The sequence below is a fragment of the Pseudomonas sp. G3-19 genome (assembly GCF_054855875.1).
Genome location: NZ_JBMPIQ010000003.1, coordinates 3,033,010 through 3,050,660, shown reverse-complemented (window position 1 = coordinate 3,050,660; position 17,651 = coordinate 3,033,010). Strand labels below are relative to the sequence as shown.

Sequence of the window (17,651 nt, the reverse complement as noted above, 5' to 3'; positions counted from 1 at the left end):
CTGATCAAAGAATATCTTTCAGATAACCCTTGAGCGCGAGGAGCGGCTGATCAAGCTGCTCCAGCGACTGCGCCTGACGGAAATCGGCTGACAGCTTGTGCAGCTCCCGCCCCAACGGTTTCTCGACCCCGCCCAACGCATCCATCGCCAAGCCCAGGCACTCGTTCATCTTGAACTGAATCGTCTCGACATCACCCCGGCGCACCAGCAGTTCGAAAACGTCTTTCTGATAGTCACCCATAACCATGTCATCCCGCAGAATCGGGCTCAGGCCTTCCTCCTCGTAAGCGAGTTTGAGGGAGAACAGGGCGACGGTTTCCAGTGACGTTTCCATGGTTGGCCTTGGAGGTCCTTAAGCATGAGTCTTGAAAGTCGGAACGACCAACGAAAGCCGCTACGGGCGGCAGACCGCGTGCGGGCGGGCGTGATTATACTGAGCGGACGCATCAGGTGCAGTCCTTAGGCAAAACAGGTTGCACGGACAGCGCCGAGACATTCAATGACCTAAGCAACAGAACGAGTTTCTCAGGATGGCCAGCGAGTATGAGCTGCCAGACAAACTCAACGATAGTTCAGGCACATGAGCGGAGCGACGATCATGGAATACGACGAAAAGTTGATTGAAGAGGCTGTGCTTGCCCTGTTGGCCGCTTTCAGTTCCGACGACGGCAATGCATGGAAAGGCTTCGATTTTGAAGTCATGAACCGATTGCATGAACAGGGTCTCATCAGTAATCCGGTAAACAGGAACAAATCGATCTGGTTGACGGAGGAGGGCCAGGAACGAGGTCGTCAGCTAGCCGAGCGTTTGTTTGGGGGAGGGGCTCAAGCCGAGCGTGCGTCTGATCCAGATATCTGAGTTCCTGTCTCGGCTCGTCGTTTGAACTGCGCCGCGCCAGTGGAACGCAAATGGAGGGGTTTTCCCGTTGGAGCATTTTCTGAATGAACCACAACTGACAAACGTTAGAGCTGCACTGTCCGAACCGTTCAACCATTTTCCCACTGATTACGATTACATCGCATGCCAGCTCAGAGGCGTCGATCCAGCGGTGCTCTACGAGATTTTTTATTCAGAAGTAGCGCCAGTGTGCTTTTCGAACATTGCAGCGGTCTTGCCGACTGTCTGGACAGGTTTTGACCCTGATTGGCTCAGGGGCGAGATAGAGGAAAGGCTTGCGGCGCGGCAGCGTAATTGGTTTCGCAGGCTGTTCGACAAGTTGCTGATTCGTTGGTTGAAATACAACTACGACCATATGTGGCAAGAAATCGCCAGCAGGCTTTGAGCTTTTGGCAAGCGTCTGAAGTTCTTCGCTTTTAGCGATCAATACTGCGCCAAGTTTATCGCGCAACCGGTCTCATCGCTGGTGAGCAGGTGGCCATTAAGTGAAGAGGAGGCTCTTTCCGACAGACGAAAAAAAGGCCTTGCTAAGCAAGACCTTTCTTAATTTTGGTGACCCGAGGGGGCAGCGGTCTGAATGCGACGGGCTTTACGTCCTTTTTTTGTGCAAATCGGGATGTAGTGCAAATGAACCTGCAGACCAGGCGGGCCGTGGGGCTTCGCAACGAGGCGGCCGTTTCAAAATGTGCAAAGTTTTGAAGAGAAATGCAGCGCGCTTGCACAGAGGTGCAGTGAGCGGCAGCGGGCGGGGGGGGGCGCTGACGCGCCCGGTTCATTGTTGGAAGACTTTTAAAACTTGGGTTTCAGCAGGTTTTAACGGCGGGCGTAGGTCTTTTACGCCTGGAGCCTGGCTGACTTTGCGGTACGCAGAATTTCGCTGCAGCCCGCACAGATCGAGGGTTGTGGGCTATTTGATGCGCTTCGAAGTCTCACACACCGCGCCGGAGTTTAGGAGCGGATCACTGCCAAGTCTGGACGTTCACCAAAAACACTTTCTTGGGTAGTCCCTTCCGAACTTGTAAGTGGTGTTGGGTGTGTCAGAAAACGGCTCAACAACCCGGATTCATTGGGGATCGCCGCTTACAGTGTGAGTGTAGGAAACTGTATGGTGAAATTTTACTGCGCTGAAAACCTTGTAAATCAGGGGCTTGGGAGGATTTAGACTTACAGGTGTCCACTGTTAGGTAAAAACAGACTTCCGACAGTTCACTTACAGTAGAAGAGAGTCCTCTACCCCTCTATCTATTAGGGATACAGAGAATCTACCTCTCTCACTTACACTTCTTACGTGCTTTTGAGCATAGGGCAGGAAAAAAATTTCCGTTGCGTAGGATGTGTGCCACACGCAGATTCACGCGCTGCAAATTTGAGGGTTAGGGCCTATGCGCAGCCACCCCCTCAGAGCTTTGTAGCGCTCGGTACTCGCAATCAGATTTACTGCGCTGGGCAAGCCGAATCTCGTTGGGCGACCTTACGTTCGCCACCTGCGATCGCCAAATTCCGTCGACGCGCTCTCTCGGCGGCGTCCTCGATTCCCTTGACGAGGTCTAATGCAATCGCGGGTTGCTTTTCTGCAACTCTGCGCATGAGAGGAGTTGCTTCGATGCGGTTAAGTTCTTTCAGTTCGTCGACAGTGAAGTGTGCCTTCAGAACGTTCGTAGCAATTTCGACCAGTTGAGTGGTGGGGATGTCCATATCGATCATGCAGTCCACCGTTTCGGAGGACAGCTTGAACTCACGTCGGTAACGCTCAGCTCTCGCTTTTTCGATTGCTTCCAGGCCCGTTCGGAGGCCCGCGCTTTCTACGTAGTATCTCGCCTGGACGTTAATATCGCCGCTAGGCACAGGGTTGTTCGCTGCGCTCGGGAAGATCTTGTCCCAGTTCGAAACAGCGACTCCAATTAAGCCAATGAGGGCGATGATGATCTCGTTCCTTCTCGATCCAGCCATGATCCCGCTCCTGCCATTGTCTTTGTTTTGAATCGCCCGAACTTAACCACTATCGATGTAAGCAGCTGCGATCGTTACGCCAGGTTTACGCCAGGCGAAAAAAAAGACCTTGATAATCAAGGCCTTTCTTCACTGTGTTGGTGCCCCGAGGGAGACTCGAACTCCCACTCCTTTCGAAAACGGATTTTGAATCCGCCGCGTCTACCAATTCCGCCATCAGGGCTCAATGGCGGCGAAGTATAGAGAGGTGATTACCGTTGGTCAATCACGTTTCATGGTCAATTTTTGATAATTCCGCTAGACTTTCCGGCCCTGCTAGACGAACCCCATCATGCGCGTTGCTGACTTTACCTTCGAGCTTCCTGATTCGCTGATCGCCCGCCACCCGTTGGCCGAGCGTCGCGCTAGTCGCCTGCTGACCCTTGATGGGCCGAGCGGCGCCCTTGCACACCGTCAATTCACTGATTTGCTTGAGCATTTGCGCCCGGGCGATTTGATGGTATTCAACAATACCCGGGTGATTCCGGCGCGGCTGTTTGGGCAGAAAGCCTCGGGCGGCAAGCTGGAAATCCTCATCGAACGCGTGCTCGATTCGCATCGCGTGCTGGCCCATGTGCGCTCCAGCAAGTCGCCGAAGCCGGGTTCGAAGATCCTCATCGACGGCGGTGGCGAAGCCGAGATGCTCGCGCGCCACGATGCGCTGTTCGAGCTGGGCTTTGCTGAAGAAGTGCTGCCGCTGCTCGATCGCGTCGGGCACATGCCGTTGCCTCCTTATATAGACCGCCCGGACGAAGGTTCGGATCGCGAGCGCTATCAGACCGTTTACGCCCAGCGTCTCGGTGCGGTGGCGGCGCCGACGGCGGGGCTGCATTTCGATCAGCCGCTGATGGAGGCGATTGCCGCCAAGGGCGTCGAGACCGCGTTCGTCACGCTGCACGTCGGTGCGGGGACGTTCCAGCCGGTGCGCGTCGACAAGATCGAAGATCACCACATGCACAGCGAGTGGCTGGAAGTCGGCCAGGACGTGGTCGACGCCGTTGCCGCGTGCCGTGAGCGTGGCGGGCGGGTGATTGCCGTGGGTACCACCAGCGTGCGTTCGCTGGAAAGCGCCGCGCGCGATGGCGTGCTCAAGCCGTTCAGTGGCGACACCGACATCTTTATCTACCCGGGCCGGCCGTTCCATGTGGTCGACGCCCTGGTCACCAACTTCCATTTGCCCGAATCCACGCTGTTGATGCTGGTTTCGGCGTTCGCCGGTTATCCCGAAACCATGGCCGCTTATAAAGCCGCCGTCGACAACGGTTACCGCTTTTTCAGCTACGGTGATGCGATGTTCATCACCCGTAATCCCGCCCCGACTGCCCCTGAACACACAGGCCCAGAGGAAACAGAATGAGTCGCGAATGTCGCATGTCCTTTGAACTGCTTGCCACCGATGGCAAGGCTCGTCGTGGTCGGCTGACCTTCCCGCGTGGCACCGTCGAGACCCCGGCGTTCATGCCGGTGGGCACCTACGGCACGGTCAAGGGCATGTTGCCGCGTGACATCGTCGCCACTGGCGCGGAAATCATTCTGGGCAACACCTTCCACCTGTGGCTGCGCCCGGGCACCGAGGTGATTAAGGAGCACGGCGACCTGCACGATTTCATGCAGTGGAAAGGCCCGATCCTCACTGACTCCGGCGGCTTCCAGGTGTTCAGCCTGGGCGCGATGCGCAAGATCAAGGAGGAGGGCGTGACCTTCGCCTCCCCGGTCGACGGCTCGAAAGTGTTCATGGGCCCGGAAGAATCGATGCAGGTGCAGCGCGATCTCGGTTCCGACATCGTGATGATCTTCGACGAGTGCACGCCGTATCCGGCTGACGAAGATGTCGCTCGCGTATCGATGGAGCTGTCGCTGCGTTGGGCCCAGCGTTCGAAAAACGCCCATGGCGACAACACCGCGGCGCTGTTCGGTATCGTTCAGGGTGGCATGCACCAGGATCTGCGCATGCGCTCGCTGGAAGGCCTCGACAAGATCGGCTTTGATGGCCTGGCCATTGGCGGTCTGTCGGTGGGCGAGCCGAAGCACGAGATGATCAAGGTGCTGGATTATCTGCCGGGCATGATGCCGACTGACAAACCTCGTTACCTTATGGGCGTTGGCAAACCGGAAGATCTGGTTGAGGGTGTGCGCCGCGGTGTGGACATGTTCGATTGCGTGATGCCAACCCGTAATGCCCGCAATGGGCATCTGTTCATTGATACAGGCGTGCTGAAGATCCGTAACGCGTTCCATCGCCATGATGATTCGCCGCTGGATCCGACCTGCGATTGCTATACCTGCCAGAACTTCTCCCGCGCTTATCTGCATCACCTGGACAAGTGCGGCGAAATGCTCGGCAGCATGCTCAATACCATCCATAACTTGCGCCATTATCAGGTGCTGATGGCTGGTTTGCGCGAGGCTATTCAACAGGGTACATTGGCCGCCTTTGTCGATGCCTTCTACGCCAAACGCGGGCTCCCCGTTCCGCCTTTGGACTGAGTTTTCTGACCCCAAGATTCAACATTTGCAACTGGAGTGCTAAATGAGCTTTTTTATCTCTAACGCCATGGCTGACGCAGCTGCACCGGCTGCTGCAGGCCCAATGGGCGGCGGCTTCGAGTGGATTTTCCTGGTCGGCTTCCTGGTCATCTTCTACCTGATGATCTGGCGTCCACAGGCCAAGCGCGCCAAAGAGCAGAAGAACCTGCTGAGCAGCCTTGCGAAGGGTGACGAAGTGGTCACCACCGGCGGCATCGCCGGCAAGATCACCAAAGTGGCCGATGACTTCGTGGTTCTGGAAGTTTCCGACACCGTGGAAATGAAGTTCCAGAAGGGCGCCATCGCCGCCACGCTGCCAAAAGGCACGCTGAAAGCGATCTAAGGTTCCAACTTCTACTCAATCGACGGGGCGCGCAAGGCGCCCCGCGTTCATAACGGGCGGCGTGATGCTGAACAAATATCCTCTGTGGAAATACATTCTGATCCTGGCGGTGCTGGCGGTCGGTCTGATTTATTCCGCTCCCAATCTATACCCCGATGACCCGGCCATTCAGATCAGCGGCGCCAGCACGGCACTGCAGGTCAATCAGGCCGATCTGGATCGCGTCAGCACCGCGCTGCGTGAGTCCGGGATCAACGTCAAGGCAGCTTCGCTGGCCGCCAACGGCAAGGGCGGTCTGATCCGTCTGACCAAGGCTGAAGACCAGCTGCCGGCCAAGGACGTTGTGCGCAAGGCATTGGGTGATGACTACGTCGTCGCACTGAACCTGGCACAGACCACCCCGCAATGGCTGCGCAACCTCGGCGCGCACCCGATGAAGCTGGGTCTGGACTTGTCCGGTGGTGTGCACTTCCTGCTGGAAGTGGACATGGACAAAGCCCTCGACGCCCGCCTGAAAGTCTACGAAGGCGACGTCAAGAGCCTGCTGCGCAAAGAGAAGCTGCGCTATCGCAGCCTGCCACAACTGGGCGGCGCCATTCAGTTGGGCTTCAGCGATGCTGACTCCCGCGAACAGGCCCGTGCGCTGATCCGCAAGAACTTCAACGATTTCGACATTGTTCCGGCCGACCTCAACGGTCAACCGGTGCTGCGTCTGGCGATGACCCCGGCCAAGCTGGCGGAAATCCGTGAATACTCCATCAAGCAGAACTTGACCACGGTACGTAACCGCGTCAACGAGCTGGGTGTTGCCGAACCGATCGTTCAGCGTCAGGGCGCCAACCGCATCGTGGTTGAGCTGCCGGGCGTGCAGGACACTGCCGAAGCCAAACGTATTCTCGGCAAGACCGCCAACCTCGAGTTCCGTCTGGCTGCAGAGCCGGGTGCTTCGAAAGCCACTTCCGAGACCTTCGAGTTCCGTGAAGGCAAGCGTCCTCCTGCGCAGATCGAGCGTGGCCTGATCATCACCGGTGACCAGGTAACCGACGCCAAGGCTGGTTTCGGCGAGCACGGCACACCTGAAGTGAACATCCGTCTGGACGGTCACGGTGGCGAGCTGATGAGCCGCGCGACCCGTTCGAACGTCGGCCGCAGCATGGCGGTGATCTTCATCGAACAGCGTCCGGTGACCACCTACGTTAAGCAGGTTGTTGATGGCGTCGAGAAAGACGTGCCGGTGCAGACCTTCAAGGAAGAGAAGAAGATCATCAGCCTGGCGACCATTCAGTCGCCGCTGGGCGCGCAGTTCCGCATCACCGGCCTGAACGGCCAGGGTGAATCGTCCGAGCTGGCGCTGCTGCTGCGTGCCGGTGGTCTGGCCGCGCCGATGTACTTCGCTGAAGAGCGCACAATCGGTCCGAGCCTGGGTGCTGACAACATCACCAAAGGTATTGATGCATCGCTGTGGGGCATGCTGTTCGTCTCGCTGTTCATCATCGCCATCTACCGCTTCTTCGGTTTGATCGCCACGGTCGCGCTGGCGGTGAACATGGTGCTGCTGCTGGCGCTGATGTCGCTGCTGGGTGCAACGCTGACCCTGCCGGGTATCGCCGGTATCGTCCTGACCATGGGTATGGCGGTCGACGCCAACGTGCTGATCTTCTCGCGGATCCGTGAAGAGATCGCAGCCGGCATGACCGTGCAGCGTGCAATCAACGAAGGCTTCGGCCGGGCTTTCACCGCGATTCTCGACGCCAACCTGACCACTCTGCTGGTTGGCGGCATCCTCTTCGCCATGGGCACCGGCCCGGTGAAGGGCTTCGCAGTGACCATGTCCCTCGGGATCTTTACCTCGATGTTCACGGCCATCATGGTGACCCGCGCAATGGTCAACCTGATCTTCGGCGGACGTGACTTCAAGAAGTTGTGGATTTAAGGGGCTGCCATGTTACGTACAATCAACTTCATGGGCGTTCGCAACTTCGCGTTCGGCGTCACAGTGTTTCTCACGTTGCTGGCTATTTTCAGCGTCGTCCACAAGGGCATGAACTGGGGCCTGGACTTCACCGGCGGTACGCTCATCGAGCTGACCTACGAGCGTCCGGCCGACGTCACCAAAGTGCGTGAAGAGCTGGTGACTTCCGGTTACCACGAAGCCATCGTGCAGAGCTTTGGTGCAACCACTGACCTGCTGGTGCGCATGCCGGGTGAAGACCCGCAGTTGGGTCACCAGGTGGCCGAGGCTTTGCAGAAAGTCGGCGGCGACAACCCGGCGACGGTCAAGCGTGTCGAGTTCGTCGGCCCGCAGGTCGGTGAAGAGCTGCGCGACCAGGGCGGCCTCGGCATGCTGCTGGCGCTCGGCGGCATCCTGATCTACCTGGCTTTCCGCTTTCAGTGGAAATTCGCGGTCGGCGCCATCGTTTCGCTGATTCACGACGTGATCGTGACTGTCGGTATCCTGTCGTTCTTCCAGATCACCTTCGACCTGACGGTGCTGGCGGCGGTACTGGCGATCATCGGTTACTCGCTGAACGACACCATCGTGGTGTTCGACCGGGTTCGTGAGAACTTCCGTGTGCTGCGCAAGGCTTCGCTGATCGAGAACATCAACATCTCGACCACTCAGACCCTGCTGCGGACTATGGCAACGTCGATCTCCACCTTGCTGGCGATCGCTGCGCTGCTGTTCTTCGGTGGCGACAACCTGTTCGGTTTCTCCATTGCCCTGTTCATCGGTGTTCTGGCGGGTACCTACTCGTCGATCTACATCGCGAACGTGGTGCTGATCTGGCTGAACCTGAGCACCGAGGATCTGATTCCTCCGGCCAACACCGAGAAGGAAGTCGACGACCGTCCATAACGGCCATCGTTTCTCCGGCTGTCAGCCCGAAAAAGGCGCGAGTTGAACTCGCGCCTTTTTTTATGCTCCAAGGCTGGGAGAAGCGCGGGCGCGTCCCGTATGTGATGGTCAGGAGGTTCATGTGAACAAGTCGTTGCTGGTTGGTGCGGTATTGGGTGCTGTCGGTGTGACTGCCGGGGGTGCTGTTGCCACCTACAGCCTGGTTAAAAGCGGCCCTGAGTATGCGCAAGTGCTGGCCGTTGAGCCGGTCAAAACACAGATCAAGACTCCACGTGAAGTGTGCAAGGATGTTGCTGTAACCCGCCAGGCGCCGGTCAAGGATCAACACCAGATCCTCGGTACCGCGATTGGTGCGGTAGCGGGTGGTTTGCTGGGTAACCAGATCGGCGGCGGTACCGGCAAGAAGATTGCCACGGTCGCTGGCGCGGTCGGTGGCGGTTATGCCGGTAACAAGGTGCAGGAAGGCATGCAGAACCGCGATACCTACACCACCACCCAGACTCGCTGTAACACCGTGAATGACATCAGCGACAAGGTTGTCGGTTACGACGTGCGTTATTCGCTGGATGGCAAGGAAGGCAAAGTGCGGATGGACCGTGATCCGGGCAACCAGATTCCGGTGGACAAGGAAGGTAAGTTGATTCTGTCGCAGAATCAGCCGGCTCAATAACCGTCTGATCGTTTAAAAAAGAGCACCCTGCGGGGTGCTTTTTTGTGCCTGCCATTCAAGCCTCACCACAAAGACCCTGTGGGAGCGGGCTTGCTCGCGAATGCGGTCTACCATCCAGAATTAATGTTGGCTGACGCGCCGCCTTCGCGAGTAAGCCCGCTCCCACAGTGGATTCGAGTGGAGGCTGAAATCGCAGGCATAAAAAAAGCACCCCGAAGGGTGCTTTTTGCTTTTCGCGGGAAGCTTAACGCTTCAGCGAAGCCGGCAGGTGCGGCTGGATCGCCGTCAGGACTGCCTTGAAGCATTTGGTGTTGCCGGCAACGATGTGGCCTTTCTCAAGGAAATCGTGACCGCCGGTGAAGTCGCTCACCAGGCCGCCAGCTTCTTGAATCAGCAGGGCGCCGGCAGCCATGTCCCACTCGGACAGGCCCGACTCCCAGAACGCGTCGAAACGACCGGCAGCCACGTAGGCCAGGTCCAGGCTGGCGGAGCCGGCGCGGCGGATGCCGGCAGTCTGGCCAACCAGGGCGCGGAACATGCCCAGGTAGTTGTCGAGGTTGTCCATCTGGTCGTCACGGAACGGGAAGCCAGTACCCAGCAGAGCGCCGTCGAGGCTGGTGCGACCGCTGACGCGCAGACGACGACCGTTCAGTTGAGCGCCGCGACCACGGCTGGCGGTGAATTCTTCCTGGCGAACCGGGTCCAGAACCACAGCGTGTTCCAGGCGACCACGGTATTTGCAGGCAATGCTGACGGCAAAGTGAGGAATGCCACGCAGGAAGTTGGTGGTGCCGTCCAGTGGATCGATGATCCACAGGTACTCTTCGCCTTCGATGCCGTTACCGACATGCATGCCGGTCTCTTCACCCTGGATCGAGTGATTCGGGTAAGCCTTGCGCAGAGCATCGATGATTTTCTGTTCGGCGGCGCGATCGACCTCGGATACATAATCCTTGGCGTCTTTTTCGTCGACCTTGATGGTATCCAGGCGCTCGATGGAGCGGAAGATCAGTTCACTGGCGCTGCGGGCGGCGCGCAGCGCGATATTCAGCATGGGCTGCATGGATGTGTCACCTAAGGTTGTTAAAGAAAGCCGCGCATTCTATCAGAACTTTTCTTCAGGTGAAGGTCGCTGTTCGCTTTCATAGCTTAACGGTAGGCTGTTCTGTAAGATTTGCACCCCTTTCCTGTGTCCGAGAGCGCCTCCCTTGCTGCAGAACATTCGTGTCGTCCTGGTCAATACCAGCCACCCCGGCAACATCGGCGGGGCCGCGCGCGCCATGAAAAACATGGGTCTGTCGCGGCTGGTGCTGGTCGAACCGCGGTTGTTTCCGCACCACGAAGCCGATGCGCGTGCTTCCGGTGCCGGTGACATTCTTGAAAACGCCCAAGTCGTCGCCACTCTGGAAGACGCTTTGGTCGGCTGCAATCTGGTGCTCGGCACCAGCGCCCGTGACCGGCGCATTCCCTGGCCGCTGCTCGATCCCCGCGAATGCGGGAGCAAAGTGGTCGAGGAAGCGGGGCAGGGCGCACAAATCGCGTTGGTGTTCGGTCGTGAAGACTCCGGCCTGACCAACGAGGAGCTGCAGCGATGTCACTTTCACGTGCACATCCCCTCCGATCCTGAGTTCAGCTCGTTGAACCTCGGGGCGGCGGTGCAGGTGTTGAGCTACGAAGTGCGCATGGCCTGGCTGGCCGCTCAAGGGCAGCCGACCAAGATCGAGAAAGAAGAAGTGGCCTCGGTGAAAAGCGCCGAACTCGCGACCATGGATGAGCTGGAGCGCTTTTACGAGCATCTGGAGCAGACGCTGGTCGCCATCGAATTTCTTGATCCGGAAAAGCCACGGCACTTGATGGCGCGCCTGCGCCGATTGTACGGACGCAGCTCGGTCAGCCGGGCGGAAATGAATATTTTGCGTGGCATCCTCACGGAAACCCAAAAAGCGGCCCGTGGTGAGCTTCTTAAGCGGAAGGACTGAATGATGTTTGAGCGTTTGCGTGAAGATATCCAGAGCGTATTCCATCGAGACCCGGCGGCGCGTAACGCTTTTGAAGTCCTGACCTGCTACCCCGGTATGCACGCGATCTGGATTCATCGGTTGGCCGGGATGCTGTGGCGCAACGAGCTGAAATGGCTGGCGCGACTGGTGTCGAACTTCGGTCGTTGGTTGACCGGGATCGAGATTCATCCGGGTGCCAAAGTTGGTCGGCGCTTTTTCATTGACCACGGCATGGGCATCGTCATTGGTGAAACCGCCGAGATTGGCGATGACGTGACCATTTATCAGGGCGTAACCCTCGGCGGCACCAGTTGGAACAAGGGTAAGCGCCACCCGACGCTGGGTGATGGGGTTGTCGTGGGTGCTGGTGCCAAAGTGCTCGGGCCATTCACGGTGGGGGCTGGCGCGAAAGTCGGCTCCAACGCCGTAGTGACCAAGGAAGTGCCGCCGGGCGCTACAGTAGTGGGGATTCCGGGGCGGATCATCGTCAAAACCGATGAAGAGCAGGACGCCAAGCGCAAGGCGATGGCCGAGAAGATTGGTTTCGACGCCTATGGCGTCAGCGAAGACATGCCCGACCCGGTGGCTCGTGCCATCGGTCAGTTGCTCGATCACCTGCAAGCGGTGGACGGGCGGCTGGAGGGGATGTGCGGCGCGCTGAAGGATCTGGGCAGTAATTACTGTGCGAAAGATCTGCCTGAGCTGCGCGAAGAAGATTTCGCTTGCGTGAAGGGCAAGGATCAGAGCCAGGCCAGCTAAACCGGGGCGCTGTGTTTCGCGAGCAAGCCCGCTCCCACATTGGAATGCATCCCCCCTGTGGGAGCGGGCTTGCTCGCGAAGAACGATAACGCGGTACCGCTGGCTGTACGCCGCCAGCCTTTGCTATGATGCGCGCGCTCTTTTGCGGGTAAACCCGACTAAAGCACTAGGTCTTATAGTTGACTTAAATGCTCGGGAATTGCATACTCCCGCCCATTCCGAACTCCGTGGTAATTGTCCATGCGACTGACTACAAAAGGCCGATACGCCGTGACCGCCATGCTTGACCTGGCGTTGCACGCGCAGCACGGGCCGGTGTCCCTGGCCGATATCTCCGAGCGCCAAGGCATCTCCCTGTCCTATCTCGAACAGCTTTTCGCCAAGCTGCGCCGCAGTAACCTGGTTTCCAGTGTTCGCGGTCCAGGCGGTGGTTACCAGCTGTCGCGCGACATGCAGGGCATCCAGGTGGCTCAGGTGATCGATGCGGTCAACGAATCGGTCGATGCTACAAAGTGCCAGGGCCAGGGCGACTGCCATTCCGGCGACACCTGCCTGACTCATCACCTGTGGTGCGACCTGAGCCTGCAGATTCACGAATTTCTCAGCGGTATCAGCTTGGCCGACCTCGTAACTCGCCGTGAGGTGCAGGAAGTGGCCCAGCGTCAGGATCAGCGTCGTTGCAATGGCAAGGCGCCGCGCCTGGACAAGATTGAAGCGTCCGCCGTCGAATGACAGCCAAAGAGCTAGCGGCACGCCAGCCAGCCTGATTTAGGAGATAGTCCATGAAATTGCCGATTTACCTTGATTACTCTGCGACCACCCCGGTCGATCCGCGCGTTGCGCAAAAGATGAGTGAATGCCTGCTGGTCGACGGAAACTTCGGTAACCCGGCGTCCCGTTCCCACGTGTTCGGCTGGAAAGCTGAAGAGTCCGTCGAAAACGCCCGTCGTCAGGTGGCCGACCTGGTCAACGCCGACCCGCGTGAAATCGTCTGGACGTCCGGCGCCACCGAATCCGACAACCTGGCGATCAAGGGTGCGGCGCATTTCTATGGTTCCAAAGGCAAGCACCTGATCACCAGCAAGATCGAACACAAGGCCGTTCTCGACACCATGCGCCAACTGGAGCGTGAAGGTTTCGAAGTGACCTACCTCGAGCCGACCGAAGACGGTCTGATCACCCCGGCGATGATCGAAGCGGCACTGCGCGAAGACACCATTCTGGTGTCGGTGATGCACGTGAACAACGAGATCGGCACCATCAACGACATCGCTGCCATCGGCGAACTGACCCGCTCCAAGGGCGTTCTGCTGCATGTTGACGCGGCTCAGTCCACTGGCAAGGTCGACATTGACCTGCAGAAGCTGAAAGTCGACATGATGTCGTTCTCCGCCCACAAAACCTACGGCCCTAAAGGCATCGGCGCGCTGTACGTCAGCCGCAAGCCGCGTGTGCGCATCGAAGCGACCATGCACGGTGGCGGTCACGAACGTGGCATGCGTTCCGGCACCTTGGCGACCCACCAGATCGTCGGCATGGGCGAAGCGTTCCGTGTAGCCAAGGAAGACATGGCTGCCGAAAACGTGCGCATCAAAGCCCTGAGCGACCGCTTCTACAAGCAGGTCGAGCATCTGGAAGAGCTGTACGTCAACGGCAGCCTGACCGCCCGCGTTCCGCACAACCTGAACCTGAGCTTCAACTACGTTGAAGGCGAGTCGCTGATCATGGCGCTCAAGGATCTGGCGGTATCGTCCGGTTCGGCCTGCACCTCGGCGTCCCTGGAGCCTTCGTACGTTCTGCGCGCCCTCGGCCGCAACGACGAACTGGCACACAGCTCGATCCGTTTCACCTTCGGCCGTTTCACCACCGAAGAAGAAATCGACTACGCCGCGCAGAAAGTCTGCGAGGCCGTTACCAAGCTGCGCGCTCTGTCGCCGCTGTGGGACATGTACAAAGACGGTGTCGACATTTCGAAAATCGAGTGGGCGGCACACTGATTTCAAGTCGCCGCGAACCGGCCCTGCGACCCCAGGTTGCAGGGCTTAAAGAGCGACTCTCTGATGAGTGAGGATTAAGCACCATGGCTTACAGCGAAAAGGTCATCGACCACTACGAAAACCCGCGCAACGTCGGCAAGATGAACGCGGAAGACCCGGATGTCGGCACCGGCATGGTCGGCGCTCCGGCGTGCGGCGACGTGATGCGTCTGCAGATCAAGGTCAACGATCAAGGCGTTATCGAAGACGCCAAGTTCAAGACCTATGGCTGCGGTTCGGCAATCGCTTCCAGCTCCCTGGCCACCGAGTGGATGAAGGGCAAGACGCTGGACGAAGCCGAGACCATCAAGAACACTCAGCTGGCCGAAGAACTGGCTCTGCCGCCAGTGAAAATCCACTGCTCGGTACTCGCTGAAGACGCTATCAAAGCGGCTGTTCGCGACTACAAGCAGAAGAAAGGCTTGATCTAAGCATTGCGCGACGAGTAAGGAGTCAACGATGGCTATCAGCATGACAGAAGCGGCTGCTCGACACGTGCGACGCTCCCTCGACGGGCGCGGCAAAGGTGAAGGGATTCGTCTGGGTGTTCGCACCACGGGCTGTTCCGGCCTTGCCTACGTGCTGGAGTTTGTCGACGAGGTGGTTGCCGAGGATCAGGTGTTCGAAAGTCACGGCGAGAAAGTGATCATCGACCCGAAAAGCCTGGCTTACCTGGACGGCACCGAGCTCGATTTCGTCAAGGAAGGGTTGAACGAAGGCTTCAAGTTCAACAACCCCAACGTACGCGGTGAATGTGGCTGCGGCGAAAGCTTCAACATCTGAGGCTTGTCGTGGGTATTCCTTGTCATTTCGCTTTATTCGAGCTGCAACCGAGCTTTCGCCTGGATCTCGAGCAGTTGGCCACGCGCTACCGTGAGTTGGCGCGCGGTGTTCATCCTGACCGCTTTGCCGACGCTTCCGAGCGCGAGCAGCGCTCAGCGCTCGAGCAGTCTGCGCGGCTTAACGACGCGTATCAGACGCTCAAGAGTCCTGCCCAGCGTGCACGCTACCTGCTGACCATCAGCGGGCATGAAGTGCCGATGGAAGTCACGGTCCATGATCCCGAGTTTCTTTTGCAGCAGATGCAATGGCGCGAAGAGCTCGAAGACCTCCAGGACAGCGCCGATCTCGACGGTGTCGCGGTATTCAAGCGTCGCCTGAAGGTGGCTCAGGAACAGTTGAACGAAAGCTTCGCAGCCTGTTGGGATGATGCGGCGCAACGCGAACAGGCCGAACGCCTGATGCGGCGCATGCAGTTCCTCGACAAGCTCACCTACGAAGTGCGCCAGTTAGAAGAGCGCCTCGACGATTAACCCAGTGCCGCTCCGGTCGCACGCCTGATATACAGATAAGTCCTGATCACGATGGCCCTACTGCAGATCGCCGAACCCGGCCAAAGTCCTCAACCGCACCAGCGTCGTCTGGCTGTGGGGATCGACTTGGGCACTACCAATTCGCTGGTCGCTGCGTTGCGCAGTGGTCTTTCCGAGCCACTGGCCGACGCTGACGGGCAGGTCATCCTGCCGTCCGCCGTGCGTTATCACGCCGACCGCGTCGAGGTTGGCGAATCGGCCAAACTGGCCGCGTCCTCCGATCCCTTGAATACTGTGCTGTCGGTCAAGCGCCTGATGGGGCGTGGTTTGTCCGACGTCAAGCAATTGGGCGAGCAACTGCCATACCGCTTTGTCGGCGGCGAATCGCACATGCCGTTCATCGACACCGTACAAGGTCCGAAAAGCCCGGTCGAAGTCTCTGCCGATATCCTCAAGGTTTTGCGTCAGCGTGCTGAAGCGACCCTGGGTGGCGAGCTGGTCGGTGCGGTGATCACCGTTCCGGCGTATTTCGACGATGCGCAGCGCCAGGCCACCAAGGATGCGGCGAAACTCGCCGGTCTGAATGTGCTGCGTCTGCTCAACGAGCCGACTGCTGCTGCCGTGGCGTATGGCCTGGATCAACACGCCGAAGGTCTGGTCGCAATCTATGACCTGGGCGGCGGAACTTTCGATATTTCGATTCTGCGTCTGACTGGCGGTGTTTTCGAAGTGCTGGCCACCGGCGGCGACAGCGCCTTGGGCGGCGATGACTTCGATCACGCGATTGCTGGCTGGATCATCGAGAACGCCGGCTTGTCTGCCGATCTCGACCCGGGCGCACAACGCAATCTGCTGCAAACCGCCTGTGCGGCCAAAGAAGCCCTGACCGATGCGGCCAGCGTTGAAGTCGCCTACGGTGACTGGAAAGCGCAGCTGACCCGCGAAGCCTTCGATGCGCTGATCGAGCCGATGGTCGCCCGCAGCCTGAAAGCCTGCCGCCGCGCCGTGCGTGATTCCGGTATCGAGCTGGAAGACGTGCATGCCGTGGTCATGGTCGGTGGTTCGACTCGTGTGCCGCGCGTTCGTGAAGCCGTCGCCGAAGCCTTCGGTCGTCAGCCACTGACCGAAATCGACCCGGATCAAGTGGTGGCCATCGGGGCCGCGATCCAGGCGGATACGCTGGCTGGCAACAAGCGCGATGGCGGCGAACTGCTGCTGCTCGACGTGATTCCACTGTCCCTTGGGCTGGAAACCATGGGCGGGCTGATGGAAAAGGTGATTCCGCGCAACACCACCATCCCGGTCGCCCGTGCGCAGGACTTCACTACTTATAAAGACGGCCAGTCGGCCATGGCGATCCATGTGCTGCAGGGTGAGCGCGAGCTGATCAGCGACTGCCGCTCCCTGGCTCGCTTCGAATTGCGCGGCATTCCGGCGATGGTGGCTGGTGCGGCGAAGATTCGCGTGACCTTCCAGGTCGATGCCGACGGCCTGCTCAGCGTGTCTGCCCGCGAACTGGGTTCGGGCGTCGAGGCGAGCATTCAGGTCAAGCCGTCCTACGGTCTGACCGACGGTGAAATCGCCAAGATGCTCAAGGACTCGTTCCAGCACGCCAATGACGACAAGGTCGCCCGCGTCCTGCGCGAGCAGCAAGTCGATGCCCAACGCCTGATCGAAGCGGTGCAGGGTGCTCTGGAAGCCGATGGCGAGCGTTTGCTCGACGCCGAGGAGCGCATGGTCATCGAGCTGCAGATGCAAGAACTGGCCGAACTGATGAAAGGCACCGATGGTTACGCCATCGAGCAGCAGACCAAGCGTCTGTCGCAAGTGACCGATGCTTTTGCTGCCCGCCGCATGGATCTGACGGTGAAAGCCGCTCTGTCGGGGCGCAATCTGAATGAAATCGAGGATATCTGATGCCGCAGGTCATTTTTCTGCCCCACGAGAAGTTCTGCCCTGAAGGCATGGTCGTCGAGGCCGAGCCCGGCACTTCGATTCTCGAGCTGGCTCACGAACACCACATCGAGATGGAAAGCGCCTGCGGCGGCGTCTGCGCCTGCACCACTTGCCACTGCATCATCCGCGAGGGTTTCGACTCGCTGGAAGAGGCGGACGAGCTGGAAGAAGACTTCCTCGATCGCGCCTGGGGTCTGGAAGCGCAATCGCGTCTGGCCTGTCAGGCTATCGTTGGTGAAGAAGACATCACCGTCGAGATTCCGAAATATTCGCTTAACCATGCGGCCGAAGCGCCGCACTGACT

Annotated in this window: 20 protein-coding genes and 1 tRNA gene; 17 read left to right on the top strand and 4 right to left on the bottom strand. The window is 58.8% G+C overall.

Going from position 1 to position 17,651, the window contains the following annotated elements; all coding sequences use genetic code 11:
- Positions 1 to 4: 4 nt before the first annotated feature.
- On the bottom strand, positions 5 to 334 hold the full coding sequence (locus ACOYXI_RS13955; RefSeq protein WP_103369541.1) for a hypothetical protein: 330 nt from the start codon (positions 332 to 334) through the stop codon (positions 5 to 7).
- A 264-nt stretch (positions 335 to 598) separates the two neighbouring features.
- Between ACOYXI_RS13955 and ACOYXI_RS13950 the strand changes: the two genes are divergently transcribed.
- Together ACOYXI_RS13950 and ACOYXI_RS13945 are read left to right on the top strand one after the other, a co-directional pair.
- Positions 599 to 859, top strand: coding sequence for a DUF6429 family protein (locus tag ACOYXI_RS13950; RefSeq protein ID WP_461674973.1), 261 nt, complete (start codon positions 599 to 601; stop codon positions 857 to 859).
- 67 nt (positions 860 to 926) lie between these two features.
- Positions 927 to 1,283 (top strand): DUF7079 family protein, encoded by a 357-nt coding sequence (locus ACOYXI_RS13945; RefSeq protein WP_461674972.1) that lies wholly within the window; start codon positions 927 to 929, stop codon positions 1,281 to 1,283.
- A gap of 1,049 nt (positions 1,284 to 2,332) precedes the next feature.
- Here ACOYXI_RS13945 and ACOYXI_RS13940 read toward each other — a convergent pair.
- Together ACOYXI_RS13940 and ACOYXI_RS13935 are read right to left on the bottom strand one after the other, a co-directional pair.
- Positions 2,333 to 2,848, bottom strand: coding sequence for a DUF2059 domain-containing protein (locus tag ACOYXI_RS13940; RefSeq protein WP_461674971.1), 516 nt, complete (start codon positions 2,846 to 2,848; stop codon positions 2,333 to 2,335).
- A 138-nt stretch (positions 2,849 to 2,986) separates the two neighbouring features.
- A tRNA-Leu gene (locus ACOYXI_RS13935) sits at positions 2,987 to 3,071 on the bottom strand.
- Positions 3,072 to 3,179: 108 nt separating this feature from the next.
- Between ACOYXI_RS13935 and queA the strand changes: the two genes are divergently transcribed.
- The 6 genes from queA to ACOYXI_RS13905 all read left to right on the top strand — a co-directional run bounded on the left by queA (position 3,180) and on the right by ACOYXI_RS13905 (position 9,283).
- Positions 3,180 to 4,244 carry a tRNA preQ1(34) S-adenosylmethionine ribosyltransferase-isomerase QueA gene (gene queA / locus ACOYXI_RS13930; RefSeq protein WP_367085639.1) on the top strand — a complete coding sequence of 355 codons (1,065 nt, stop codon included), beginning with the start codon at positions 3,180 to 3,182 and terminating at the stop codon, positions 4,242 to 4,244.
- A gap of 14 nt (positions 4,245 to 4,258) precedes the next feature.
- Positions 4,259 to 5,374, top strand: a complete 1,116-nt coding sequence (gene tgt, locus ACOYXI_RS13925) for a tRNA guanosine(34) transglycosylase Tgt (RefSeq protein WP_461675565.1) — start codon at positions 4,259 to 4,261, stop codon at positions 5,372 to 5,374.
- 43 nt (positions 5,375 to 5,417) lie between these two features.
- Positions 5,418 to 5,756 (top strand): preprotein translocase subunit YajC, encoded by a 339-nt coding sequence (gene yajC, locus ACOYXI_RS13920; protein WP_003227923.1) that lies wholly within the window; start codon positions 5,418 to 5,420, stop codon positions 5,754 to 5,756.
- Between the two features lie 64 nt (positions 5,757 to 5,820).
- Positions 5,821 to 7,689: a protein translocase subunit SecD gene (gene secD / locus ACOYXI_RS13915; RefSeq protein ID WP_003227922.1), complete on the top strand. Its 1,869-nt coding sequence runs from the start codon at positions 5,821 to 5,823 to the stop codon at positions 7,687 to 7,689.
- Positions 7,690 to 7,698: 9 nt separating this feature from the next.
- Positions 7,699 to 8,613: a protein translocase subunit SecF gene (gene secF, locus ACOYXI_RS13910; RefSeq protein ID WP_003227920.1), complete on the top strand. Its 915-nt coding sequence runs from the start codon at positions 7,699 to 7,701 to the stop codon at positions 8,611 to 8,613.
- A gap of 121 nt (positions 8,614 to 8,734) precedes the next feature.
- The gene (locus ACOYXI_RS13905; RefSeq protein ID WP_027612139.1) at positions 8,735 to 9,283 is read left to right on the top strand and encodes a glycine zipper 2TM domain-containing protein; all 549 of its coding nucleotides are present in this window, start codon (positions 8,735 to 8,737) and stop codon (positions 9,281 to 9,283) included.
- Positions 9,284 to 9,527: 244 nt separating this feature from the next.
- Here the strand turns inward: ACOYXI_RS13905 and suhB are convergent, their stop codons facing one another.
- Entirely contained in the window at positions 9,528 to 10,346 is an 819-nt protein-coding gene (suhB, locus tag ACOYXI_RS13900; RefSeq protein WP_003227916.1) for a type III secretion system regulator SuhB, read from the bottom strand.
- Between the two features lie 145 nt (positions 10,347 to 10,491).
- Here suhB and trmJ point away from each other — a divergent pair, with 145 nt between their 5' ends.
- The 9 genes from trmJ (at position 10,492) to fdx (ending at position 17,649) form a co-directional block, all read left to right on the top strand.
- Positions 10,492 to 11,262 (top strand): tRNA (cytosine(32)/uridine(32)-2'-O)-methyltransferase TrmJ, encoded by a 771-nt coding sequence (gene trmJ, locus ACOYXI_RS13895; protein ID WP_027612138.1) that lies wholly within the window; start codon positions 10,492 to 10,494, stop codon positions 11,260 to 11,262.
- 3 nt (positions 11,263 to 11,265) lie between these two features.
- Complete coding sequence (gene cysE / locus ACOYXI_RS13890) at positions 11,266 to 12,042, top strand: serine O-acetyltransferase (RefSeq protein ID WP_003227913.1); 777 nt, start codon at positions 11,266 to 11,268, stop codon at positions 12,040 to 12,042.
- A 240-nt stretch (positions 12,043 to 12,282) separates the two neighbouring features.
- Positions 12,283 to 12,774: a Fe-S cluster assembly transcriptional regulator IscR gene (iscR, locus tag ACOYXI_RS13885; RefSeq protein WP_007956690.1), complete on the top strand. Its 492-nt coding sequence runs from the start codon at positions 12,283 to 12,285 to the stop codon at positions 12,772 to 12,774.
- Between the two features lie 50 nt (positions 12,775 to 12,824).
- Entirely contained in the window at positions 12,825 to 14,039 is a 1,215-nt protein-coding gene (locus ACOYXI_RS13880; protein WP_007964423.1) for an IscS subfamily cysteine desulfurase, read from the top strand.
- A gap of 83 nt (positions 14,040 to 14,122) precedes the next feature.
- Entirely contained in the window at positions 14,123 to 14,509 is a 387-nt protein-coding gene (gene iscU / locus ACOYXI_RS13875; RefSeq protein ID WP_003227907.1) for a Fe-S cluster assembly scaffold IscU, read from the top strand.
- Positions 14,510 to 14,537: 28 nt separating this feature from the next.
- Positions 14,538 to 14,861: an iron-sulfur cluster assembly protein IscA gene (gene iscA / locus ACOYXI_RS13870; protein WP_003227904.1), complete on the top strand. Its 324-nt coding sequence runs from the start codon at positions 14,538 to 14,540 to the stop codon at positions 14,859 to 14,861.
- Between the two features lie 8 nt (positions 14,862 to 14,869).
- A complete protein-coding gene (gene hscB, locus ACOYXI_RS13865; protein ID WP_003227901.1) occupies positions 14,870 to 15,391 on the top strand; it encodes a co-chaperone HscB in 522 nt (173 codons plus the stop codon).
- A 51-nt stretch (positions 15,392 to 15,442) separates the two neighbouring features.
- Positions 15,443 to 17,308, top strand: coding sequence for a Fe-S protein assembly chaperone HscA (gene hscA / locus ACOYXI_RS13860; protein WP_134787276.1), 1,866 nt, complete (start codon positions 15,443 to 15,445; stop codon positions 17,306 to 17,308).
- Entirely contained in the window at positions 17,308 to 17,649 is a 342-nt protein-coding gene (gene fdx, locus ACOYXI_RS13855) for an ISC system 2Fe-2S type ferredoxin (protein ID WP_007964424.1), read from the top strand. The genes hscA and fdx overlap by 1 nt, the downstream gene beginning before the upstream one ends.
- Positions 17,650 to 17,651: the final 2 nt, after the last annotated feature.

Coding starts and splice junctions, on each gene's coding strand:
- ACOYXI_RS13955 (WP_103369541.1), bottom strand. CDS start 334: ATGGAAACGTCACTGGAAACCGTCGCCCTGTTCTCCCTCAAACTCGCT.
- ACOYXI_RS13950 (WP_461674973.1), top strand. CDS start 599: ATGGAATACGACGAAAAGTTGATTGAAGAGGCTGTGCTTGCCCTGTTG.
- ACOYXI_RS13940 (WP_461674971.1), bottom strand. CDS start 2,848: ATGGCTGGATCGAGAAGGAACGAGATCATCATCGCCCTCATTGGCTTA.
- queA (WP_367085639.1), top strand. CDS start 3,180: ATGCGCGTTGCTGACTTTACCTTCGAGCTTCCTGATTCGCTGATCGCC.
- tgt (WP_461675565.1), top strand. CDS start 4,259: ATGTCCTTTGAACTGCTTGCCACCGATGGCAAGGCTCGTCGTGGTCGG.
- yajC (WP_003227923.1), top strand. CDS start 5,418: ATGAGCTTTTTTATCTCTAACGCCATGGCTGACGCAGCTGCACCGGCT.
- secD (WP_003227922.1), top strand. CDS start 5,821: ATGCTGAACAAATATCCTCTGTGGAAATACATTCTGATCCTGGCGGTG.
- secF (WP_003227920.1), top strand. CDS start 7,699: ATGTTACGTACAATCAACTTCATGGGCGTTCGCAACTTCGCGTTCGGC.
- suhB (WP_003227916.1), bottom strand. CDS start 10,346: ATGCAGCCCATGCTGAATATCGCGCTGCGCGCCGCCCGCAGCGCCAGT.
- cysE (WP_003227913.1), top strand. CDS start 11,266: ATGTTTGAGCGTTTGCGTGAAGATATCCAGAGCGTATTCCATCGAGAC.
- iscR (WP_007956690.1), top strand. CDS start 12,283: ATGCGACTGACTACAAAAGGCCGATACGCCGTGACCGCCATGCTTGAC.
- ACOYXI_RS13880 (WP_007964423.1), top strand. CDS start 12,825: ATGAAATTGCCGATTTACCTTGATTACTCTGCGACCACCCCGGTCGAT.
- iscU (WP_003227907.1), top strand. CDS start 14,123: ATGGCTTACAGCGAAAAGGTCATCGACCACTACGAAAACCCGCGCAAC.
- iscA (WP_003227904.1), top strand. CDS start 14,538: ATGGCTATCAGCATGACAGAAGCGGCTGCTCGACACGTGCGACGCTCC.
- hscA (WP_134787276.1), top strand. CDS start 15,443: ATGGCCCTACTGCAGATCGCCGAACCCGGCCAAAGTCCTCAACCGCAC.
- fdx (WP_007964424.1), top strand. CDS start 17,308: ATGCCGCAGGTCATTTTTCTGCCCCACGAGAAGTTCTGCCCTGAAGGC.